21 protein-coding genes and 1 riboswitch are annotated in these 19,146 nt (G+C 38.0%); of the genes, 13 read left to right on the top strand and 8 right to left on the bottom strand.

Annotated features, from left to right (window positions below; all coding sequences use genetic code 11):
• Positions 1–180: 180 nt before the first annotated feature.
• From FS608_RS17930 to FS608_RS17940, 3 genes are all read left to right on the top strand, one after another.
• Positions 181–909 (top strand): AzlC family ABC transporter permease, encoded by a 729-nt coding sequence (locus FS608_RS17930; protein ID WP_144553515.1) that lies wholly within the window; start codon positions 181–183, stop codon positions 907–909.
• Positions 899–1,207: an AzlD domain-containing protein gene (locus FS608_RS17935; RefSeq protein WP_144553517.1), complete on the top strand. Its 309-nt coding sequence runs from the start codon at positions 899–901 to the stop codon at positions 1,205–1,207. The genes FS608_RS17930 and FS608_RS17935 overlap by 11 nt, the downstream gene beginning before the upstream one ends.
• A 335-nt stretch (positions 1,208–1,542) precedes the next feature.
• On the top strand, positions 1,543–2,814 hold the full coding sequence (locus tag FS608_RS17940) for a M48 family metallopeptidase (RefSeq protein ID WP_144553519.1): 1,272 nt from the start codon (positions 1,543–1,545) through the stop codon (positions 2,812–2,814).
• 101 nt (positions 2,815–2,915) lie between these two features.
• On the opposite strand, the gene FS608_RS17945 is transcribed toward FS608_RS17940, so the two are convergent.
• On the bottom strand, positions 2,916–3,152 hold the full coding sequence (locus tag FS608_RS17945; RefSeq protein WP_144553538.1) for an IDEAL domain-containing protein: 237 nt from the start codon (positions 3,150–3,152) through the stop codon (positions 2,916–2,918).
• Positions 3,153–3,311: 159 nt separating this feature from the next.
• On the opposite strand from FS608_RS17945, the gene FS608_RS17950 reads away from it, so the two are divergent.
• Positions 3,312–3,914, top strand: a complete 603-nt coding sequence (locus FS608_RS17950) for a competence protein ComK (RefSeq protein ID WP_144553540.1) — start codon at positions 3,312–3,314, stop codon at positions 3,912–3,914.
• Positions 3,915–3,933: 19 nt separating this feature from the next.
• Here the strand turns inward: FS608_RS17950 and FS608_RS17955 are convergent, their stop codons facing one another.
• Positions 3,934–4,299 carry a YhjD family protein gene (locus FS608_RS17955; protein ID WP_144553542.1) on the bottom strand — a complete coding sequence of 122 codons (366 nt, stop codon included), beginning with the start codon at positions 4,297–4,299 and terminating at the stop codon, positions 3,934–3,936.
• A 271-nt stretch (positions 4,300–4,570) separates the two neighbouring features.
• Here FS608_RS17955 and FS608_RS17960 point away from each other — a divergent pair, with 271 nt between their 5' ends.
• The 5 genes from FS608_RS17960 to addA all read left to right on the top strand — a co-directional run bounded on the left by FS608_RS17960 (position 4,571) and on the right by addA (position 14,216).
• The gene (locus FS608_RS17960; RefSeq protein ID WP_144553544.1) at positions 4,571–5,506 is read left to right on the top strand and encodes an LCP family protein; all 936 of its coding nucleotides are present in this window, start codon (positions 4,571–4,573) and stop codon (positions 5,504–5,506) included.
• Positions 5,507–5,548: 42 nt separating this feature from the next.
• On the top strand, positions 5,549–6,214 hold the full coding sequence (locus FS608_RS17965) for a TVP38/TMEM64 family protein (RefSeq protein WP_144553546.1): 666 nt from the start codon (positions 5,549–5,551) through the stop codon (positions 6,212–6,214).
• A complete protein-coding gene (lepB, locus tag FS608_RS17970) occupies positions 6,204–6,758 on the top strand; it encodes a signal peptidase I (protein WP_144553548.1) in 555 nt (184 codons plus the stop codon). The genes FS608_RS17965 and lepB overlap by 11 nt, the downstream gene beginning before the upstream one ends.
• A gap of 176 nt (positions 6,759–6,934) precedes the next feature.
• Positions 6,935–10,429 (top strand): helicase-exonuclease AddAB subunit AddB, encoded by a 3,495-nt coding sequence (gene addB, locus FS608_RS17975; RefSeq protein ID WP_144553550.1) that lies wholly within the window; start codon positions 6,935–6,937, stop codon positions 10,427–10,429.
• Complete coding sequence (gene addA, locus FS608_RS17980) at positions 10,422–14,216, top strand: helicase-exonuclease AddAB subunit AddA (protein ID WP_144553552.1); 3,795 nt, start codon at positions 10,422–10,424, stop codon at positions 14,214–14,216. Before addB ends, addA begins: the two co-directional genes overlap by 8 nt.
• A gap of 46 nt (positions 14,217–14,262) precedes the next feature.
• Here the strand turns inward: addA and FS608_RS17985 are convergent, their stop codons facing one another.
• Genes FS608_RS17985 through FS608_RS18010 form a run of 6 tightly spaced genes read right to left on the bottom strand, consistent with a single transcriptional unit; the run spans position 14,263 to position 16,266 of the window.
• Complete coding sequence (locus tag FS608_RS17985) at positions 14,263–14,481, bottom strand: spore germination protein (protein WP_144553554.1); 219 nt, start codon at positions 14,479–14,481, stop codon at positions 14,263–14,265.
• A 56-nt stretch (positions 14,482–14,537) separates the two neighbouring features.
• A complete protein-coding gene (locus FS608_RS17990; RefSeq protein ID WP_144553556.1) occupies positions 14,538–14,945 on the bottom strand; it encodes a spore germination protein GerPE in 408 nt (135 codons plus the stop codon).
• A gap of 5 nt (positions 14,946–14,950) precedes the next feature.
• The gene (locus tag FS608_RS17995) at positions 14,951–15,127 is read right to left on the bottom strand and encodes a spore gernimation protein GerPD (RefSeq protein WP_144553558.1); all 177 of its coding nucleotides are present in this window, start codon (positions 15,125–15,127) and stop codon (positions 14,951–14,953) included.
• Positions 15,124–15,738 (bottom strand): spore germination protein GerPC, encoded by a 615-nt coding sequence (gene gerPC, locus FS608_RS18000; RefSeq protein ID WP_144553561.1) that lies wholly within the window; start codon positions 15,736–15,738, stop codon positions 15,124–15,126. Before gerPC ends, FS608_RS17995 begins: the two co-directional genes overlap by 4 nt.
• A 58-nt stretch (positions 15,739–15,796) precedes the next feature.
• Positions 15,797–16,027 carry a spore germination protein GerPB gene (locus tag FS608_RS18005; protein WP_144553563.1) on the bottom strand — a complete coding sequence of 77 codons (231 nt, stop codon included), beginning with the start codon at positions 16,025–16,027 and terminating at the stop codon, positions 15,797–15,799.
• A gap of 17 nt (positions 16,028–16,044) precedes the next feature.
• Positions 16,045–16,266: a spore germination protein gene (locus FS608_RS18010; RefSeq protein WP_144553565.1), complete on the bottom strand. Its 222-nt coding sequence runs from the start codon at positions 16,264–16,266 to the stop codon at positions 16,045–16,047.
• A 235-nt stretch (positions 16,267–16,501) separates the two neighbouring features.
• Positions 16,502–16,588, top strand: a riboswitch (cyclic di-GMP riboswitch).
• A 156-nt stretch (positions 16,589–16,744) separates the two neighbouring features.
• On the opposite strand from FS608_RS18010, the gene FS608_RS18015 reads away from it, so the two are divergent.
• The 4 genes from FS608_RS18015 (at position 16,745) to FS608_RS18030 (ending at position 19,123) form a co-directional block, all read left to right on the top strand.
• Positions 16,745–17,785, top strand: a complete 1,041-nt coding sequence (locus FS608_RS18015) for a TadA family conjugal transfer-associated ATPase (RefSeq protein WP_483861891.1) — start codon at positions 16,745–16,747, stop codon at positions 17,783–17,785.
• 306 nt (positions 17,786–18,091) lie between these two features.
• The gene (locus FS608_RS18020; RefSeq protein ID WP_144553569.1) at positions 18,092–18,448 is read left to right on the top strand and encodes a YisL family protein; all 357 of its coding nucleotides are present in this window, start codon (positions 18,092–18,094) and stop codon (positions 18,446–18,448) included.
• A 128-nt stretch (positions 18,449–18,576) separates the two neighbouring features.
• Positions 18,577–18,849 (top strand): ubiquitin-like small modifier protein 1, encoded by a 273-nt coding sequence (locus FS608_RS18025; RefSeq protein WP_144553571.1) that lies wholly within the window; start codon positions 18,577–18,579, stop codon positions 18,847–18,849.
• 1 nt (position 18,850) lies between these two features.
• Positions 18,851–19,123, top strand: a complete 273-nt coding sequence (locus FS608_RS18030) for a MoaD-like domain-containing protein (RefSeq protein ID WP_144553573.1) — start codon at positions 18,851–18,853, stop codon at positions 19,121–19,123.
• Positions 19,124–19,146: the final 23 nt, after the last annotated feature.

Here is a 19,146-nt window from a genome sequence, read left to right on the forward strand (position 1 = left end):
ATAGGTGGAAAAACAGTGAAAAAGTCAAAAGGGGTTCGGAATGTAAACATTCCGAACCCCTTTTGTCGACAATCTGACATGGTGCTTCCGCGCCATGTTTTTTTATTTTATTTTATTTTTACTGAAAATTTGCTATTATTTATTCTTAAATGTGTAAGTGCAACAAGGGGAGGAATAGTGTTGGCCGATCTAGCTTTTAGTAAAGAATCATCAGAATTTAAAAAAGGAATTCAAGCCGGGATAAGTATTGGAATTGGCTATTTTCCAATTGCGCTGACCTTTGGTCTTCTCGCTAAGACTTCGGGACTATCTCTATCTGAAACGGTGTTAATGAGCTTAATTGTATTTGCTGGTGCATCCCAATACATATCGCTGAGCCTAATCGCTTATGGTACAGGAATATTTGAAATTATTTTAACAACGTTTATCGTAAATATTCGTCATTTCCTAATGAGCACATCCCTGAATGAAAAGGTTGAAGAGGACCATCTACTCAATAAGTTAATTTATTCATTTGGGATTACAGATGAAACATTTTCAGTGGTTGCTACAAAAGAAGGCCCGGCGGCAACCGGTTTTTTATTCGGTGTTATTTCGGTATCATACTCTAGTTGGGTAGTTTTTTCTGGACTGGGTCATTTGATTGGAGCTAACCTGCCTCAAACCCTGCAGGACAGCATGGGGGTCGCGCTATATGCCATGTTTATTGGACTTCTAGTCCCATCCATGAAAAAGAGCATAAAAGTAGTATTTCTAGCGGTACTAGGCGCGATATTTAATTCGATTTTTACCATTGGAAACCTCATGGCTCAAGGCTGGGCCATTGTTACCGCCACCCTTTTATCAGCCATCATTATCGAATCAGTTGAAGTAATTAAAAGGAATCGGAGTGTAAGACATGAAAACTGAAATCGTTTGGATGATTCTTGGAATGGGTTTGGTTACATATATACCGCGTATGATGCCGTTTGTTTTATTCAAAGGGAAAGAACTGCCACCCTTTATTCAAGGAGTATTAAAAAATGTTCCGTATGCTACACTGGGGGCGTTAATTTTTCCAGCGATTATTTTTATTCAGAAGGATGATATCTGGTATGGGGTATTAGGGGCCGCTGCCGCTTTTATTGCGGCTTTTTTAGGAGCTAATATTATTGTAGTAGTGCTTGGTTCTATTGCTGTCCTATCCATATATTCGTATCTTATGTAAGTCGGTATTTCATACCGGCTTTTTTATTGTATAGGAAATTATAAAATAATTTATGGTGGATACATTCAAATGGCTCTCTGAATCCAGCTCCAGCGCCCAGCGGCTAGTGTACTTCGCTCTCCGCCCTACGATAAGTCAAGCACGAATGCGCTCCGCTCTTCGTGTTTCCTTTATCTCGGTTGGAGCGCTCCAGTCCATACGCCGCAAAACGGGCGCTTGCGCTTTTTGTTCTTGTCTAGGCTCAAGCGCGGAGGCACTTGCATTTTAATTGTTCTAATTTGTCTTTTTTTAACTAAACTAAGTATAGAGAGTTTGTACAAAAAGGGGGACAAATCATGGCGAGAAAAATGGGAGTCTATGCGGTTGTGGGCTACATTCTATATGGATTGTTTTTTTATTGGTATTTATTTTATTTTGCTGACTCAAGCCTTCCTTTCGAATATGAAGGATCGAAGGCTGACCCGGCCACCTTTTTGAATGGCAGGGAACTTATGCTGAGTGAGGAGTACTCTAAAATAAGAAATTTATTATTTTTCTTATCTACTCCCTTAGAATGGCTTATTTACTTCTTAATATTATTATTCGGCTTATCTAAAGCAATCAAGAATTGGGCTGAAAACTCCTCTAGGTATAAATTTCTCCAAACAGCCATTTATCTGATTTGGCTATCTGTTTTTGCTTATTTGGCGACATTTCCATTAAGCTATATTAGTTTTAAATTATCAAAAACGTATAATATTTCGACCCAGTCGTTTGCTTCCTGGATGAAAGATGAGTTAATAGATTTTTGGATTAATTATGGGACGTGGCTGATCATTGTTCCGGTATTATACTGGTTGATGAAGAAAAGTCAGAAACGCTGGTGGCTGTATGGATGGCTCTTATCCATTCCATTTACATTATTTATGATGTTTCTCCAGCCAGTTGTGATTGATCCGTTATATAATGACTTTTATCCTTTAAAAAATAAAGCATTGGAAACAAAAATCTTGACCCTGGCTGAAAAGGCTCAAATTCCAGCTACTCATGTATTTGAAGTGAATAAGTCAGAAGAAACGAATGCTTTAAATGCCTATGTTACGGGGATTGGTTCTAATGCTCGGATTGTCCTGTGGGATACTACCTTAAATAAACTATCGGATAATCAAATCTTATTTATAATGGCTCATGAAATGTGCCATTATGTTGAAAAACATATTTATTTTGGAATAGCTGGCTACTTGCTGATATCACTGCTCGGTTTGTATTTGACCTATAGGATTATGAATTGGGCAACAAGACGATGGGGCAACGAATTGAAAATCTCAGATGTAAGAGATATCCGTTCACTGCCATTATTTTTTATGATTCTTTCGATGCTTCTGTTTGCTGCCAGTCCGTTTACTAATTTTACTTCCCGTTATCAGGAAACTCGCGCTGACAAATACGCGATTGAAATGACCAAAAATCCAGAAGCAGCGATTACATCTTTTCAGGAATTAACTCGTTCTGGTTTAAGTCAAGTAAATCCACCGTTATTAGTAAAAATCTTCAGGTATACCCATCCTTCCATGCTTGACCGGATATCGACGCTTGAAGAGTACGAATTAAAGCATAGAAATAAATAGATACAAATCAAAAAAGGGCTGCAGACATCGTTAGATGTCTGCAGCCCTTTTTGTTGGCGAAAAATAAAAAAGCCGTCAGTCATGACGGCAGTTAAAAGTAATTACGTTCCAAACTTTTTGTTAATTTCCTTTAGTTGCCCGGATAACTTGAGAAATGACTTTTTGTCTCGAGAATCAATGGCCACATCGATTTTTTGCAGTAGTTTTTCTCTTTCAACTGTTAGCTGAATTTCGGACAGCAGCATGTCGATGTATAAATCCTGGACAAAGTTCTCTTTCAAGCGATTGCGTTTCATGGCACCAAGTTTCATTAATTCCGTGTATGATTTTTCATTCATGAAAATCACCTCTGATACTTTTTAAAATTATATGGGTTTTTTTGAAGAATATCTCAGTTTTTATAATTTTCAGATAAATATTTATTTAGCCTAAATTTTGTGAATAATTTAGGAACAGTTCAGAAAAGTAAGGGAATAAAAAACAAGGAGTGTTAAGATATGATGGATAAGATGAAAAAGGAGTTGAATGGATTGAAGCAAATCGAGATCGAAGATTATGAAATCAATTCACGTACGATGTTTGTAGAACCGGTGGTATATGGTAGTAAAATTTACTCACGTGTAGTGGAAGTAGAAGATGAATTCTTGTTACCCTTTAAGCCCTTGGATCTAATTAAAAAAAGTTGCAATTATTATGGTGTCGATTACGAAAGCAGGAAAAGAGGAACACGGCAACTAATTGGTTATTTCCGAAAACTCTCAATCATCATTGAACCAACTTACCACATCTATTTTTTCCCTACAGTTTCGCCGCTTAAACCTGAGTGTATTTGGATAGCATTTGAACATGTGGAATGTTATCGCCGCGTAGCCGCACAAAAGACAATGATCACTTTCCGTAACAAACAATCACATTTATTTCCAGTTCCAGTAAGTACAATAGAAGTACAGATGTTAAGAACTTCATTATTAAAAACAAAGCTCATGCAAAGAATAGAAAGTAATGGGAGAAAGTTCTTTAATAAGGCAAATGGACCCCAGTTGATAAATGCATCGGAAAGCTCCCTAGAATACGATGCCTATTCGAAGGATCCAAAGTAAGGTTGCTTATTTCTAACAATTAACGGGACAGATGTTTTTTTAATAAATAGGCCTCCATTATTTCTTGGACCTTATTGCGTATCCTTGGGTTAAAGTAATTATGGTTTTCTTCGTAGCCTTTATAGATAAACCTGTATAAAGTAAAAGCATCGTCCCGTTTTGTTTCAATTACCTGAAGTTTATTTTTTTTCATATAATGTTTTACTTCCGCCAATTCCTTCTGGATTTCCTTCATCGTTTCCTCAATCAAATCTAAATAGGGTTGTTTTAATTTAAAAGGGCTTTTTTCGACAACGGTTAAATCCCGGTTTAAGATAATTAGAACCATTGGCAAATACATTGCCTTCTCCATTATGTCTCGATCATCTTCGGGGATTCTGGTCATTTTTTTCAGTCACACCTTTCGTTATAATAAGAACAAATGTTCCTCCTTATTTTACAAAAAAGGAACATTAAAAGCAATAGGACTTAACATAAACAAAACTCGTCATTTGGCGAGCTTTTTTTATTGAAATAATCTGTTGTTATATGAGAAAGTTTTTATTAATAGAAGGATATCTGATAGGGGAAAATGAATTAAATGAAGAAACCCCTAAAGAGAAAAAACGGTCATATAACTAGGAGCATAAAAAACATGGATGAATAGGTGATAATCAATGAGATCTGATAAACATCAAGTGAAGAAAAAGAGACGATGGCCATCCGTTTTACTAGTATTCTTACTGCTAATTGGGGCAGTAGCGGGCTATGCTTATTATCAATACAAGCAAGGAGTTAACCAATCACTAAAAAAAATTGATAAAAAGGCATCAAATATTGTCTATACTTTCGAAGGGCAAAAGGATCAGTATGGGGGGACGAATATCCTTTTGCTTGGAAGTGATGCAAGAGGGAAAGAAAAGTCTCGCGCAGATACAATCATGATTGTTCATTATAATGAAGACAAAGGAACCTTTAAATTAACTTCAATTATGAGGGACAGTTACCTCGAGCTTCCGGGACATGGTAAACATAAGGTTAATTCAGCATTTGCACGCGGTGGACCAGAATTAATGAGGCAAACGATTAAGCAAAATTTTGATATTGACCTTCAATACTATGTCATTGTCGATTTTCAAGGCTTTGTGCAACTTATCGATGAAGCATTCCCTAATGGGGTAGAGATCGATGTAGAGAAAAAAATGTCAAAAAATATTGATGTAACTTTAGAGCCAGGTCTGCAAAAATTAAATGGAGAGGAAATGCTTGGTTATGTCCGCTACCGTCATGATGCTATTGGGGATTTTGGAAGGGTAGAACGTCAACAAAAGGCGGTTAAGGCCATCGGAGATCAATTGATGGGACTGCAAACGATACCCAAGCTCCCTAAACTTATTGGGGTAGTGACTCCTTACGTGAATACAAATATGAAAACTTCAGACATAACATTTATGGCGAAGGATTTCTTTTCAAATGATCGTGGAAATATTGATACGTTACGAATTCCTGTTGAAAATAGCTATTCGGATGCTCGTATAGCTGGGGAAGGTGCCGTATTAGATATCAATGTTGAAAAAAATAAAGAGGCACTTCATCAATTTATCACAAAGTAATCATTGGTACTGCTAATTCGTAAAAAAATGAGGAGAAATAGGATGGACATTGAATCATTAAAAGCATGGTTTACGCTTGAACATATAATGAGTCTAATTCGTGAATATCGAACCCTTGGCCCCATACCTGGCATAATGCTTATTGTCATTGAAGCTTTTTTGCCATTTCTCCCATTGTTTTTATTTGTAATGGCTAATGCCAGTGCTTTTGGACTCTGGTTAGGATTTTTATATTCATGGCTCGGAGCCTGTATTGGGGCCATACTCGTATTTTTACTAGTCAGAAGGTATGGGCAGCAAAAGTTATTATCTTTTTTGCCCAAGCACCCTCAGGTTCGTAAATTGATGGATTGGCTGGATCGTCATGGATTCGGCCCCCTCTTTTTATTGCTATGTTTTCCATTTACCCCCTCAGCTGTAGTGAACATAGTTGCAGGTCTTTCTAAAATTCGCCTTGCCCAATACACGTTAGCTGTGTGTATCGGGAAGATGGTGATGATATTCACAATTAGTTTTGTGGGCTATGATATCCAGTCATTGCTGACGAAGCCTCTTCGGACTGTTGTAGTATTGCTTATTATATTCATTCTTTGGATTGTTGGTAAAAGAATTGAAGGCCGAATGAATAAGAGCACGGAAACTGACCATAATGGTGAAATAGATAGAAACTATAAGCAGGAGAAACGGAGGAGCGTTAATGAAGATTGAATGGAAAAAGGAAGGCATGGAGTGGGCTAAGGCTTTTGCGATTGGAATCATTATTTTTGCTTTTATTCGTACATTTTTCTTTTCAAATTATGTTGTCGAAGGCGAATCAATGATGCCAACGCTCCAGGATGGAAATAAGCTGGTAGTTAATAAGCTTGGTTATCAAGTGGGGGAATTGAATCGATTCGATGTGATTGTTTTTCATGCCAATGAAAAAGAGGATTTTGTAAAACGGATCATCGGCCTGCCAGGAGACAAGATTGAATATCGAGATGACCTATTGTATATTAATGGGCATAAGTATGATGAACCATTTTTAAATGTGTACAAACAAAAATCACCTGGAATAAGGATTACTGGTGATTTCAGTTTAAAAGAAATTACCGGTGAAAATACTGTCCCTGACGGAAAGTTATTTGTCCTTGGTGATAATCGATTAGGAAGTTGGGACAGCCGACAATTCGGTTTTATTTCAGCCAGTCAAGTCGTAGGTAAAGTCGATTTACGCTACTGGCCCTTAAATGAAATGGACGTCCATTTTTAAATATTGAGATGAAGGCACTTACACGATGAAGAATCGTGTTTTTTTTGTCTTAAAACCGTATAATTTACCAATTATGGCTTGAATCTGTACATGGGTATTGCAAACGTTTGTGCTTATTTTATGATAGAATGGGAGATATAAAGTTTAAGAGTGGTTGTGGAAAGCGAGGTTTTTACATGTCATTAAGAATGGTAATCGGGCGGTCAGGAAGCGGCAAAACAGCTATGTTCATCGAAGAAATAAAGGAGCGGCTTCTGGAAAAACCAGAAGGTACACCGATCATTTACATCGTTCCTGAACAGATGACTTTTTTATCTGAATACCGCTTGGCAACAGACCCAGCAATCGGCGGAATGATCCGCGCTCAAGTATATAGTTTTTCACGACTAGCGTGGCGGATCTTGCAAGAAACAGGCGGGATTAGCCGAATCCATTTAAGCAGTGTAGGGATGAGCATGCTCATTCGCAAAATTATTGAAGAGCAAAAGGAGCAGCTAGGACTTTTTCAACGTGCTGCCGATAAGACTGGATTTATCAAACAGCTTGAGCAAATGATCACTGAATTTAAACGATATTGTATAAGACCCGAGGATTTAATTCAGAGCGCATTCCAATCTAATGGTGATGCAACAGCGGCCAATGCCTTAAATGATAAAATCAAAGATTTAGAAATTATTTATAAAAAGTTTGAGGATGAAATTTTTGGTAAATATATCGATTCAGAGGATTACTTTACACTCTTAGCCGAGAAAGTGTCCCATTCAACCTATTTAAAAGATGCAGAAATATATATTGATGGTTTTGATAGTTTTTCACCACAGGAATATCGGGTAATGGTGGAATTAATGAAACATTGCCAAACTGTTTCAATTGCACTAACAACCGATCATTTATCCTTTGGTTCAGCTCCTGATGAACTAGACTTATTCCGCTTATCTGGTGGAACTTGTTTTTCCATTTATGATTTAGCTAAAGCAAATGGTATCGAGATAGAACAGCCTGTCATTTTAAAAGAGCAGAAAAAATGGTCTGAGCCATCCTTGTGTCATCTGGAAGAAAAATTTGATACGCGTCCTGTAGTACCATTTTTGGATAAGTCCCAAATTCATATTTGCCAAGCTGCAAATCGTAGAGCCGAGATAGAAGGGATTGCCAGAGAGATTCGTGATTTTGTCAGAACAAAGGGTTTCAGGTACCGGGATATCGCATTGTTAATCAGAAATGGGGGGGACTATCATGAGATTGTTGAACCAGTTTTCAATGATTATCAGATTCCCTATTTTATTGACCAAAAACGGACGATGCTTAACCATCCTTTAATTGAATTAATTCGATCGAGTCTTGAGGTGATTAATTCTTACTGGCGCTATGAACCGGTATTTAGAGTAATTAAGACAGAATTATTATTCCCCCTTCAGGAAAATACCGCTAAAATGCGCGAGAGAATGGACAAACTAGAAAATTATTGTCTTGCATACGGAATAAACGGAAGTAAATGGACGAAAAAAGATCGTTGGAGCTATCGGCGCATTAGAGGGCTGGAATTAGAGGTTAACTCTCAAACCGATGCAGAAAAAGAGATGGAACAAGAGTTAAATGAATTAAAACTGATGATTACAGCGCCGATATTACGTCTATCAAGAAGATTGAAAAAAGCTGATTCAGGACGAAAACTCTGCGAAGCCATCTATTTATTGCTAGAGGAATTGGATGTCCCAGCCAAGCTTGAAAAGTGGAAGGCAGATGCCGAGGAAAAGGGTAATCTGGTAAAAATGCGTGAGCACGAACAAGTCTGGAATGCTGTCATTGACCTTCTCGATCAATATGTTGAAATACTCGGGGATGAGCCAGTCCCATTAAAGGCATTCGCGGCGGTGTTAGAGTCAGGTTTTGAATCCTTACATTTCTCACTTATTCCACCTGCACTTGACCAGGTTTTGGTTGGGGATTTAGAAAAATCAAGGCTGAATGAAATAAAAATTGTCTTTGTGGTGGGTGTCACTGAAGGAATATTGCCTGCGAAAATATCGGATGAAGGGATTCTTTCAGATGAAGACAGGGAAATGCTTTTGGCAGCTGGGGTCAATATTGCACCTAGCAGCAGGACACGGTTGCTCGATGAAAACTATCTAGCCTATAAAGCTTTTACCGCACCATCTGAAGCCCTTTTTGTGTGTTATCCACTTGCGAATGATGAAGGAAAAGCGTTAATTCCTTCCTCGTATATTAAGAGACTGAAAGATATGTTTCCAGATGCTAATGAGCTTTTCTACGTTTCAGATCCATCACAAGTTTCGGAACGGAGTCAACTAAGTTTTATTTCAAATTTTACAACTACGTTGTCTTACCTCAATTCCCAACTGCAATGGAAAAAACGAGGATATCCAATTTCTGATCTTTGGTGGGATGTTTATAACTACTATCTTGATAGTTCAGGGAAGGACAAGGCCAAAAAAGTGTTTTCAAGCCTGTTTTATTCGAACCCAGTAGTAAAACTTTCTACAGAGACAGCAGATGAATTATATGGCGAAGCCATTCAAGCTAGTGTTTCCAGAATGGAACTATATAACTCTTGTGCTTTTTCTCATTTCGCTCAGCACGGTTTAAAGCTCCGGGACCGCCAAGTATATCGGTTAGAGGCTCCTGATATCGGGGAGTTGTTTCATGCAGCCCTAAAACAGATTGCGGATATTGTCAATGAACAAAACCTTTCTTGGGCAGAGCTTTCAAGGAAACAATGTGAAGAGCTCTCGAAGGAAGCAGTCATGACATTAGCCCCTAAATTGCAAAACGAAATATTATTAAGCTCAGAGCGACATCATTATATTAAACGGAAATTGGAGCAAATTATTACCCGTGCTTCTGTTGTATTAAGTGAGCATGCTAAAGTGAGTGGTTTTTCACCTATTGGTTTGGAATTAGGATTTGGACCAAATGGAAAACTGCCGCCATTATCATTCTCACTGAAAAATGGGAAAAGAATGGAGTTAGCTGGTAGAATTGATCGAGTCGATCAGGCAAAAGCTGCAGATGACAGCGTCTTTTTACGAGTTATTGACTACAAGTCAAGTGAAAAGGATGTCAATTTTAGCGAAGTGTATTATGGGCTTGCACTGCAAATGTTAACATACCTTGATATTGTTATGACACATTCGAATGAATTGGTAGAGATGAAAGCCAGTCCTGCAGGTGTTCTCTATTTCCATGTTCATAATCCTTTTATTAATACAACCAAAATGTTGACGATTGATGAAATCGAAAAGGAAATGATGAAAAAGTTTAAAATGAATGGATTAATGGTAAGTGATCAAAATGTAATCCGGCTGATGGATAAAACACTTGAATCGGGTGATTCACAAATTATTGCGGCTGGTATAAAAAAAGATGGGAATTTATCTAAAAAATCAAAAGTTGCCAGTCTATCAGAGTTTGATGACCTGAAAACGTATGTCCGTAAATTATATCTAAAAACAGGTAACGCTATAATCGATGGTCAGATTGATATAGCACCATATAAATTAAAGGATAAAACACCTTGTACATTTTGTTCTTATAAATCAGTTTGTCAATTTGACGAGGCCATTGAGACTAATCAATTCCGGGTTCTCACACCGCACTCGAAGGAAGATGTACTAGAATTGATTAGGAAGGAGGTTCGAGAATATGAGTAAGGTTGCTATTCCGCCCAAGCCAGAAAATGTAACATGGACTGATGACCAATGGAAGGCAATAATGGCAAAAGATAGAGACATACTCGTCGCGGCAGCGGCTGGTTCGGGAAAGACGGCTGTCCTCGTGGAAAGAATCATTCAAAAAATTCTATCAAAAGAAGATCCGATTGATGTTGATGAATTATTGGTAGTGACCTTTACGAATGCATCGGCAGCTGAGATGCGGCATCGAATAGGGGAGGCGCTTGAAAAAGCTATTGATGCGGACCCAAGGTCTCGCCATTTAAGAAAACAGCTCAGCTTATTAAACAAAGCATCCATTTCAACTCTTCACTCTTTTTGTATGGAAGTCATCCGAAAATATTATTACTTAATCGACGTAGACCCAGGGTTTCGAATTGCTGATGAAACAGAGGCGCAATTAATCCGCGATGAAGTGATGGACGAGTTATTTGAAGAAGAATATGGCCAAAAAGATAATGATGCCTTTTTTAACCTTGTGGATTCATTCACTAATGACCGCAGCGATGCTGCTTTAATGGATATTGTTCGGTCTATTTACGATTTTGCTAGCTCAAATCCAGAGCCAGATCGATATTTACGGTCGATAATAAATATGTATGATGTTTCATCGATTCAAAATATAGAGGACCTTCCTTTTATACAGGACCTGCTTTTTGATATTGAACTACAATTAGAAGCGGCTAGAGAAATGATAAACCGGGGGCTGGAAGTTACGAAGCTGCCAGGCGGACCAGCACCTAGAGCCGAAAATTTTCTAGATGATTTAATGGTAATTGATACTCTTCTACTTGCCAAAAAGGAATCTTGGGAAACACTTTATCAAGCATTAATGACCTGGTCATTTTCACGGGCAAAACAAGTGAAAGGTGATCACTTTGATAAAGAACTAACGGATAAGGCTCAAAAACTTCGCGACAAAGCAAAGAAAAAAATTCAAGATATAAAAGCGGAATTATTCTCTCGAAAACCTGAAAGCTTTTTACGTGATATGGAAGAGATGCGGCCGTTAATAGAAACATTGGTACATCTTGTGAAGGAATTTTCACAGCGGTTTGCAAAGGTGAAAAGGGAAAAAGGACTTGTCGATTATGCAGATTTAGAACATTACTGCCTTGGAATTTTGATAAAAGAAATCTCAACTGAGGGTGAGTTTCTTCCATCAGAAGCGGCTCTTGCATACCAAAGGCATTTTAAAGAAGTCTATTGTGATGAATATCAAGACACAAATATGGTGCAGGAAACCATCCTGAAACTTGTCACGAAGAATGAAGAGCAGAATGGAAATATGTTTATGGTCGGAGATGTGAAACAGTCCATTTACCGCTTTCGATTGGCTGAGCCAAACCTTTTCTTAAGCAAGTATACCCGCTTTAAAGTCGACGGAGAGTCAACGGGATTACGTATTGATTTAGCACGAAATTTCAGGAGCAGAAGTGAGGTACTCGATGCTACCAATTATTTATTTAAACAAATTATGGGTGTTAAGGTGGGCGAAATCGAATATGACGAGGCGGCAGAGTTACGTGCAGGTGCACCCTATCCAGAAGATGAGCCCTTTCCAGTTGAACTTCTGCTGATTAATCAAAACGTTGAAGAAAAAGAATCATCAACCGCGACATCTGAAGTTGAGGCAGGGACAGAGGCGGAACTAGAAGAATTTGATGCAGTTGGTCTGGAACAATCTCAACTTGAAGCAAGGGTTATTGCTTCTAAAATTAAAGAATTAGTAGCTGCTGGAGCACCAGTATATAATCCAAAAACAAAATCTACTCGGCCGCTCATGTATCGGGATACAGTTATTCTGCTCCGTTCAATGACATGGGCGCCGCAGATCATTGAAGAATTTAAGCAGCAAGGGATTCCCGTTTACGCCAGTCTCTCAACGGGGTACTTTAACGCAACGGAAGTGGCCATTATGATTTCACTTCTGCGTGTTATTGATAATCCATTCCAAGACATCCCTCTTGCCTCTGTATTACGGTCCCCCATCGTTGGATTGAACGAGGAGGAACTATCAATCATTCGCATTCAACAAAAGCGAGGCTCATTTTGGGAGGCAGTTACCGCTTTTTGCAAAAGTAAACAAGCTGAGAATACGGCTGCATGTTACGAAAAACTGCGACGCTTTTATGACTTTTTGACAGGATGGCGTTCTATGGCAAGGCAGGGGTCACTTTCGGAATTAATTTGGCAGCTGTACCGCGATACTCAGTTTTATGATTTTGTCGGTGGTTTACCGGGAGGAAAGCAGCGTCAAGCGAACCTGCGTGCATTATATGATCGAGCCCGGCAATATGAACACACCTCTTTCCGTGGTCTGTTCCGGTTCCTGCGGTTTATTGAACGAATGATGGAAAGGGGAGATGACCTCGGGGCAGCAAGGGCACTTGGAGAGCAAGAGGACGTTGTCCGAATTATGACAATTCATAGCAGCAAAGGGCTTGAATTTCCAGTTGTATTCATGGCAGGAATGGCCCGAACCTTTAATATGGCTGATATACGTAAACCATATATGCTTGATAAAGAATATGGATTTGCTTCTAAGTATGTAAATGCAGAAAAAAGAATATCGTATCCTTCCTTACCACAACTTGCTTTTAAGCGAAAAAAGAAAATGGAAATGCTTGCCGAAGAAATGCGTGTCTTATATGTAGCTATGACAAGAGCAAAGGAAAAACTTTATTTAACCGCAACACTAAAAGATACTCTCAAAAAAATTGACCATTGGAATGATGTTGCAGCCAATACAGAATGGCTGTTAAAAGATTATGAACGGGCAGCTGTTTCAAGCTATATTGATTGGATTGGTCCGGCCCTTGTTCGCCATCAAAATAGTAAAGAATTTAGAAGTAATGAAACGATAAATCCACTTATACCTGAAGAAATCACAAATCACCCTTCCGTATGGAAAATTTCTTTGCTAAGTGCTGAAGAGGTGAAGCAGAAAGAAACAAAAGAAGATATAGAAGAAAATCATCTTCTTGAACGTGTACAAAAAGGTGCACTTGTCGAGATTACGTCACCATTTGCTGAAGAAATTAGGTCCCGCTTAGATTGGGAATATCAGTTTTCTAATGCTTCAAGCCATCGTTCAAAGCAATCCGTTTCGGAAATAAAGCGCCAAAGGGAAATGGCAGATGAACAAAGTGGAACCGACCTTGTAAACCACTTTAAGAAATCAATCGTAAAACGTCCTAAGTTTATGCAGGAAAAGCAATTAAGCCCAGCCGAACGAGGCTCTGCTATGCATATGGTCATGCAGCATGTCGATTTAACAAAAACAGTGAATCAAGAATCACTTCAAGAACAATTAACATGGATGGTTAATAATGAATTGTTAACCCCCGAACAAGCTGCAGTCATCGATAAAAATTTGATCATTCAATTTTTTGATTCCAATTTGGGACGAAGATACTTTAATGCTAAAACAATCAACAGGGAAGTTCCATTTACACTTTCGATGCATGCGCGTGATGTGTATCCTAATTGGAACGAGGAAGATGAATCTGTGTTTGTACAAGGGATTATTGACTGCATCTTTGAGGATGAAGACGGACTGGTTTTGGTGGATTATAAGTCAGATCGGATAACTGATCGCTATAAAGGCGGGTTTGACCAAGCCAAGATAATTCTTGAAAACCGCTATAAGATGCAAATTAACTTATATACCCGTGCAATTGAACAAATCTGGAAAAGAAAGGTCAATGAGAGGTATTTGTTTTTCTTTGATGGGGCTTATATTTTGAAGGTTGAGAAGGATTAATTCAATAAAAAATGACATAGACCATCTTGTGGTTTATGTCATTTTTTTAATTATTACCCACAATTGGCTGATCGACTACTTTCGTATCAAGTACATTTGTACCACTTAATCCCGAATTCGTCACGATGAATCCACCGGTATTAAATGCACCTGATCCTGCATTTGCCTTAGAGGCACTCTTTGGAGAGATATACACCGTATCGCCAAATTGCACAATACCGCCACCTACGTTAACGATTTGGACAGGACCGATAATCGCTGGCATACCAAACATCCTTTTTAGTAAAAACTTAGTTATATCCTTAAGAGTAACTTATGCATTTATTGTTGTCCTTGTTCTCCTTCGTCTTCTTCATTTCTAGGACTTGGACTTAACTGTCGAATATGCATAATTCTAGCTTCCATGGAAATATGACGGCTGCTCCCAACGTGCAAGAGGGAAGCTGAAGATATCCCCGTAATATCAATTCGGCCAACCTTAATTAAAGGGTTTGGATTTTGACGGGAGTATGTGAAAGATTCATTAATAGGTAGAAAAGGTATTGGTTCAGAATAGACTCTGTAAGGGGATAAATTCCCTTCATTTCCATAGAACACTTCGACCTCCCTTTGGACCGCGAGTGCTCTAGAAAGACTATTTATAATACAGGAATCCCCTAACTGTACCGTAGAGGAAAAAGAGACGATTTTAATATTAATCGTGTCTACACAAGAGGTTCTCTGCAGCATGTTGTTCACTCCACTGAAAGCGGAACAAAAGGACCAATAATTAATGATTCCGCAGGGGTATCAAAAGTAGAGGCTAACTGGATTGTCTCTGTATCGCCTACCATTACTAACGAGGAACTTGACACCCCAGTGATTTTTATGTTTTGGACAAAGAGTTCGCGGTTATAAACTACAAAGTTCATTCCGTATGCATCCCTTTCAGGTTATCAGGTAAATTACTAAAAAAAACCATTACCCCATTTTGAATTTCCTTCTTTAATGCTTCAATAATTAAATCATCTGACGGGGCATCTTCAATCGTGCGATTGTCCGAGGATTTGGTGTTTAAATGATGTTCGATTCTACTCGGAAGCTGTTTAATGATGTCTTGTTTTATGAATGCTAAATACTCGTCATTTGGTAGAACGTTCAATTCTCTTTGAGTAGCTTCCACGATCGGAGGTAAATCCGATTCTAAATATCTATAAATGGCTTCCTCAATTTTCATTGATCTTTGCATTTGATGTTTTGGTGAGATTGGGGTGGATAAGGATTGATTTTGGACCGCAAAATCTTCAATTCCTGCTAATTCGGATGGATTTAGACCAATGTTTAACGTTCCTTCAAGTGTCTCTACCTTTAGTTGATCAAATTTATATTCAATTTTGTCTACATGGATGGCTTGTTTTTCACATAATTGTTTGATTTCTGCTTGCATTTTTTGGAGAGTACTCTCTAAATACAGAATTCTCTGCTCCTGAGCTTGAATACACATCTGCAACCATTGAAGATATTGGGAATAATCCTGATACATGTAATCACCTCACAATTATTTCTCCAATAAACGTATCGATTTTCATAAGATAGGCGACTTATTTATCCTGTTCTCTTACCGAGGCTTGTAGGGGGACTGCTGGTGTCCCTAATAAAGAGCCTGAAGATTTGATCGTTTGTGGTGCAGGTCCAGTAAATCCGCCAGTATTATATAAATGAGCCGTAGGTTTAATAATCCCAGCACTGCCTATTTGTAAGACTGAGGAATTGGTAATCCCGCCAATTTTAATGAAATTAATCTGAATGGACTGCTGGATATAAAAGTTCATTTAAAATCACCCATTCATTAAGCATTTAGTGCAATCCCTTGATCGTAAAGATCTGAATCAGTTGTGTTGGTGGAACTTACATTATTTTGAAGTTGTAAGCTATCCCCAGTGTTAAAGGAACCAGCGCCAGAAAATGTTTTTGCGGTAGAAAATGGCATGATTTTATATACATCTCCAATATGGAAAACAGAACTGCTGCCAAGTGTAATGACCTGTGCAACTCCAACAATTGCTGGCATTTTCAACACCCTTTTTTTCATAGTATCTTCTACATCCTATGTATAGGCAAAGGTAATGTGATTGATTCGCCTAAATAAATTGAAATCAGTGGTTATTTATTTTGTTAGAAAATAAGTGGATAATGATTATAAATACCTATTATTTTCGATGAAAAATGATAGGTTGGTAGGATTTTTAATAAATAAGAAAGGGACTATTATAGGATTAAGAGAACAGTCGGAAATAAACACTGTTTCTCGATAAAGGCAAACCTGATGAAAATCAGTGACGCAAAGCTAAAGGGGCTAAGGTGCATGTGCACTAAGCCAGCCAGTTACCGAAAGATTAGGGTGTTTCATAATGATTATTCTATGTGTGCATAGGTCTTCTATGTATCTATGGATAATCTATGAATTTTATCCCCCCTTAGGTAAAGGCGGGGCTATTTCTATTTTACGGAGGTGAAAACTAATCGATTACTTAACCTGTTTTGGACCCATAAATCCACTTATTTTAGATGAAGATGTTTCAGAGGTTATGGTAAATGGACCTAACCAGGTGTACTGTGAACGAAAAGGGAAATTAGTATTAACATCAGTACAATTCCGTGACAATGAACATGTCATGACTATGATCGACAGAATTCTTGCCCCACTTGGATGGAGAATCGATGAAAGTTCGCCAATGGTAGATGCTAGGCTGCCTGATGGCTTACGAGTGAATGCCATCATTCCTCCCCTTGCATTAAATGGACCATCCATTACTATCAGGAAATTTTCAAAGTATCCCTACCAAATTGAAGATTTAATCAACTTTGGGACAGTGACCGAGGAAATGGCATTTTTTCTAGATGCATGCGTGAAAGCCCGGTTGAATATGTTTGTTAGCGGTGGCCCGGGGTCTGGTAAAACAACCACTTTGAATGCCCTTTCCAATTTTATTCCAGATGAAGAAAAAATCGTAACGGTTGAAGATGCAGCTGAAATTCAATTGGGACACGAGCATGTAATATCATTAGAGCTGCGACCTTCCGAAATAAAAGGTAAAAGGGCCATTTCAATTCGGGATCTTTTCAAGAAATCGTTACGTATGAGACCTGACCGGGTTATTATCGGAGAAGTCCGTGGTGGAGAAGCGTTTGATATGCTTCAGGCAATGAATTCTGGCCATGATGGTTCACTTGCTGCAGGGCACTCATATAGTCCAAGGGATATGATTAGCCGCCTGGAAACAATGGTCCTTTTAGCCGGAGTGAATAATTCGATTAAAACCATACGAGAGCAAATTGCCGGCGCAATCGATGTAATTATACAGCAAACTCGTTTAATGGATGGAACAAGGAAAATTATCAATATTACTGAAGTTCAAGGAATGGAAGGAGAAAATATCGTTCTGCAAGATATCTTTTCATTTAAACAAAAAGGACTTAATTCTGAGGGGAAAATTATTGGACAACTTATATCTACCGGTGTCCGCCCCAAATTCTATGATCGCCTAGAGGCATCTGGGATTCATATTCCGGCGTCATTGTTTAAATAAAGTAAGGTAATAAAAGGCATTAATTTTGTATAGTAGGGGCTGAATTTCCTTTTCTTAGGGTTCGGCTTTTTTTGTTCACTAAATTTGTTCGAGGGATTTGTCTCTTTGTGATTAAAAGGAAGTAACAATTGAAAAAATTGGGACGCTGAAAAATACTATTCAAGAATAAAGCTATACTTGAAAAATAATTTATAGCATTCTTCTGTTTGTTGCTATATTTTACTTCCTTTTTTTCGTTTTTATTAAAGGTTTATGGTATGATAAATTTCGATATATATGAAATTTCATACTTAAGGAGGAACTATATTGATTCACGGACATATCACGGCTTGGCTTTTAGCATTAATCTTATTTGTTGTGGCACTTTTTTTACATAAGGGTGGAAAAGAAAAAGGTGCAAAAATTGTTAAAATGATTTTACGAGTATTATATTTGCTTATTATTGCAACAGGTGTAGGACTTCTATTTTCGGTTTACAAAATTGATGTATGGTATGTTTTAAAAGCGGTTGTCGGACTGTGGGTAATCGGATTATTTGAAATGATCCTTAGCCGAGTGGCTAATAACAGAAGAACTTCTGTATTTTGGATTCAGTTTGTCGTTGCATGGGTTCTTGTTTTATATCTAGGTGGAAGATTGCCAATGTCATTTTTAAACCCATAATTTTAATGTTTCTTGTAAAGGCTGTCGAACAATTCGGCAGTCTTTTATATTTGCAAAAATGATAAACAACGTGACAACTGCTTAGTTTGGTTTTAATATTGAAATTAGTAGAGAGGAGAGGGATCCATATGCTCGTAAAAGTGTTTGCTAATCTCCGGCAAATTTGTGGTGGGGTAACGGTTGACGTTCAGCCAGATGGTGAAAGAGTAATAGATGTACTGGATAAAATGATTGAGATGTTTCCGCCTTTAAGAGATGAAATCTTTACAGCAGAAAAGGAACTTCTACCATTTGTTCATGTCTACGTAAATGGGAGAAATATTATCCATCTCGATGACCTAGAAACGAAAGTAAACGAGAAGGATCAATTTGCTCTATTTCCGCCAGTAGCAGGTGGGTAATATGGAAATACGAGAATTAGAATTTCGTGGGATAGGGATTGAACATCTAGGTATGTATTTTGAAGAATTAGGTGCCAAACCAGTGACTGACAAGTTCCCTTACATTTATGAAACGGAAAACTGGAGCGGATATATACTTTCGGAAGAGGAAATTTCATTTACTTCAAGTTTTAAAGTTAATAAAGTCAAAGTTCGTTTTTGTGCAAATGAAGCTCAAACTCTTGATGAATTAATCAAAAATTACCGCTATAAAACAACTAGAATAGGGGGTTAACCTCTATCAAAAAAGCTTCAGCA

The organism is Bacillus sp. X1(2014), assembly GCF_007678255.1.

Bases quoted from the DNA above. Each gene is read 5' to 3' on its own strand.
- FS608_RS17935 (WP_144553517.1), top strand. From the start codon at position 899: ATGAAAACTGAAATCGTTTGGATGATTCTTGGAATGGGTTTGGTTACA.
- FS608_RS17940 (WP_144553519.1), top strand. From the start codon at position 1,543: ATGGCGAGAAAAATGGGAGTCTATGCGGTTGTGGGCTACATTCTATAT.
- FS608_RS17945 (WP_144553538.1), bottom strand. From the start codon at position 3,152: ATGAATGAAAAATCATACACGGAATTAATGAAACTTGGTGCCATGAAA.
- FS608_RS17950 (WP_144553540.1), top strand. From the start codon at position 3,312: ATGATGGATAAGATGAAAAAGGAGTTGAATGGATTGAAGCAAATCGAG.
- FS608_RS17955 (WP_144553542.1), bottom strand. From the start codon at position 4,299: ATGACCAGAATCCCCGAAGATGATCGAGACATAATGGAGAAGGCAATG.
- FS608_RS17960 (WP_144553544.1), top strand. From the start codon at position 4,571: ATGAGATCTGATAAACATCAAGTGAAGAAAAAGAGACGATGGCCATCC.
- FS608_RS17965 (WP_144553546.1), top strand. From the start codon at position 5,549: ATGGACATTGAATCATTAAAAGCATGGTTTACGCTTGAACATATAATG.
- lepB (WP_144553548.1), top strand. From the start codon at position 6,204: ATGAAGATTGAATGGAAAAAGGAAGGCATGGAGTGGGCTAAGGCTTTT.
- addB (WP_144553550.1), top strand. From the start codon at position 6,935: ATGTCATTAAGAATGGTAATCGGGCGGTCAGGAAGCGGCAAAACAGCT.
- addA (WP_144553552.1), top strand. From the start codon at position 10,422: ATGAGTAAGGTTGCTATTCCGCCCAAGCCAGAAAATGTAACATGGACT.
- FS608_RS17985 (WP_144553554.1), bottom strand. From the start codon at position 14,481: ATGCCAGCGATTATCGGTCCTGTCCAAATCGTTAACGTAGGTGGCGGT.
- FS608_RS17990 (WP_144553556.1), bottom strand. From the start codon at position 14,945: ATGCTGCAGAGAACCTCTTGTGTAGACACGATTAATATTAAAATCGTC.
- FS608_RS17995 (WP_144553558.1), bottom strand. From the start codon at position 15,127: ATGAACTTTGTAGTTTATAACCGCGAACTCTTTGTCCAAAACATAAAA.
- gerPC (WP_144553561.1), bottom strand. From the start codon at position 15,738: ATGTATCAGGATTATTCCCAATATCTTCAATGGTTGCAGATGTGTATT.
- FS608_RS18005 (WP_144553563.1), bottom strand. From the start codon at position 16,027: ATGAACTTTTATATCCAGCAGTCCATTCAGATTAATTTCATTAAAATT.
- FS608_RS18010 (WP_144553565.1), bottom strand. From the start codon at position 16,266: ATGCCAGCAATTGTTGGAGTTGCACAGGTCATTACACTTGGCAGCAGT.
- FS608_RS18025 (WP_144553571.1), top strand. From the start codon at position 18,577: ATGCTCGTAAAAGTGTTTGCTAATCTCCGGCAAATTTGTGGTGGGGTA.
- FS608_RS18030 (WP_144553573.1), top strand. From the start codon at position 18,851: ATGGAAATACGAGAATTAGAATTTCGTGGGATAGGGATTGAACATCTA.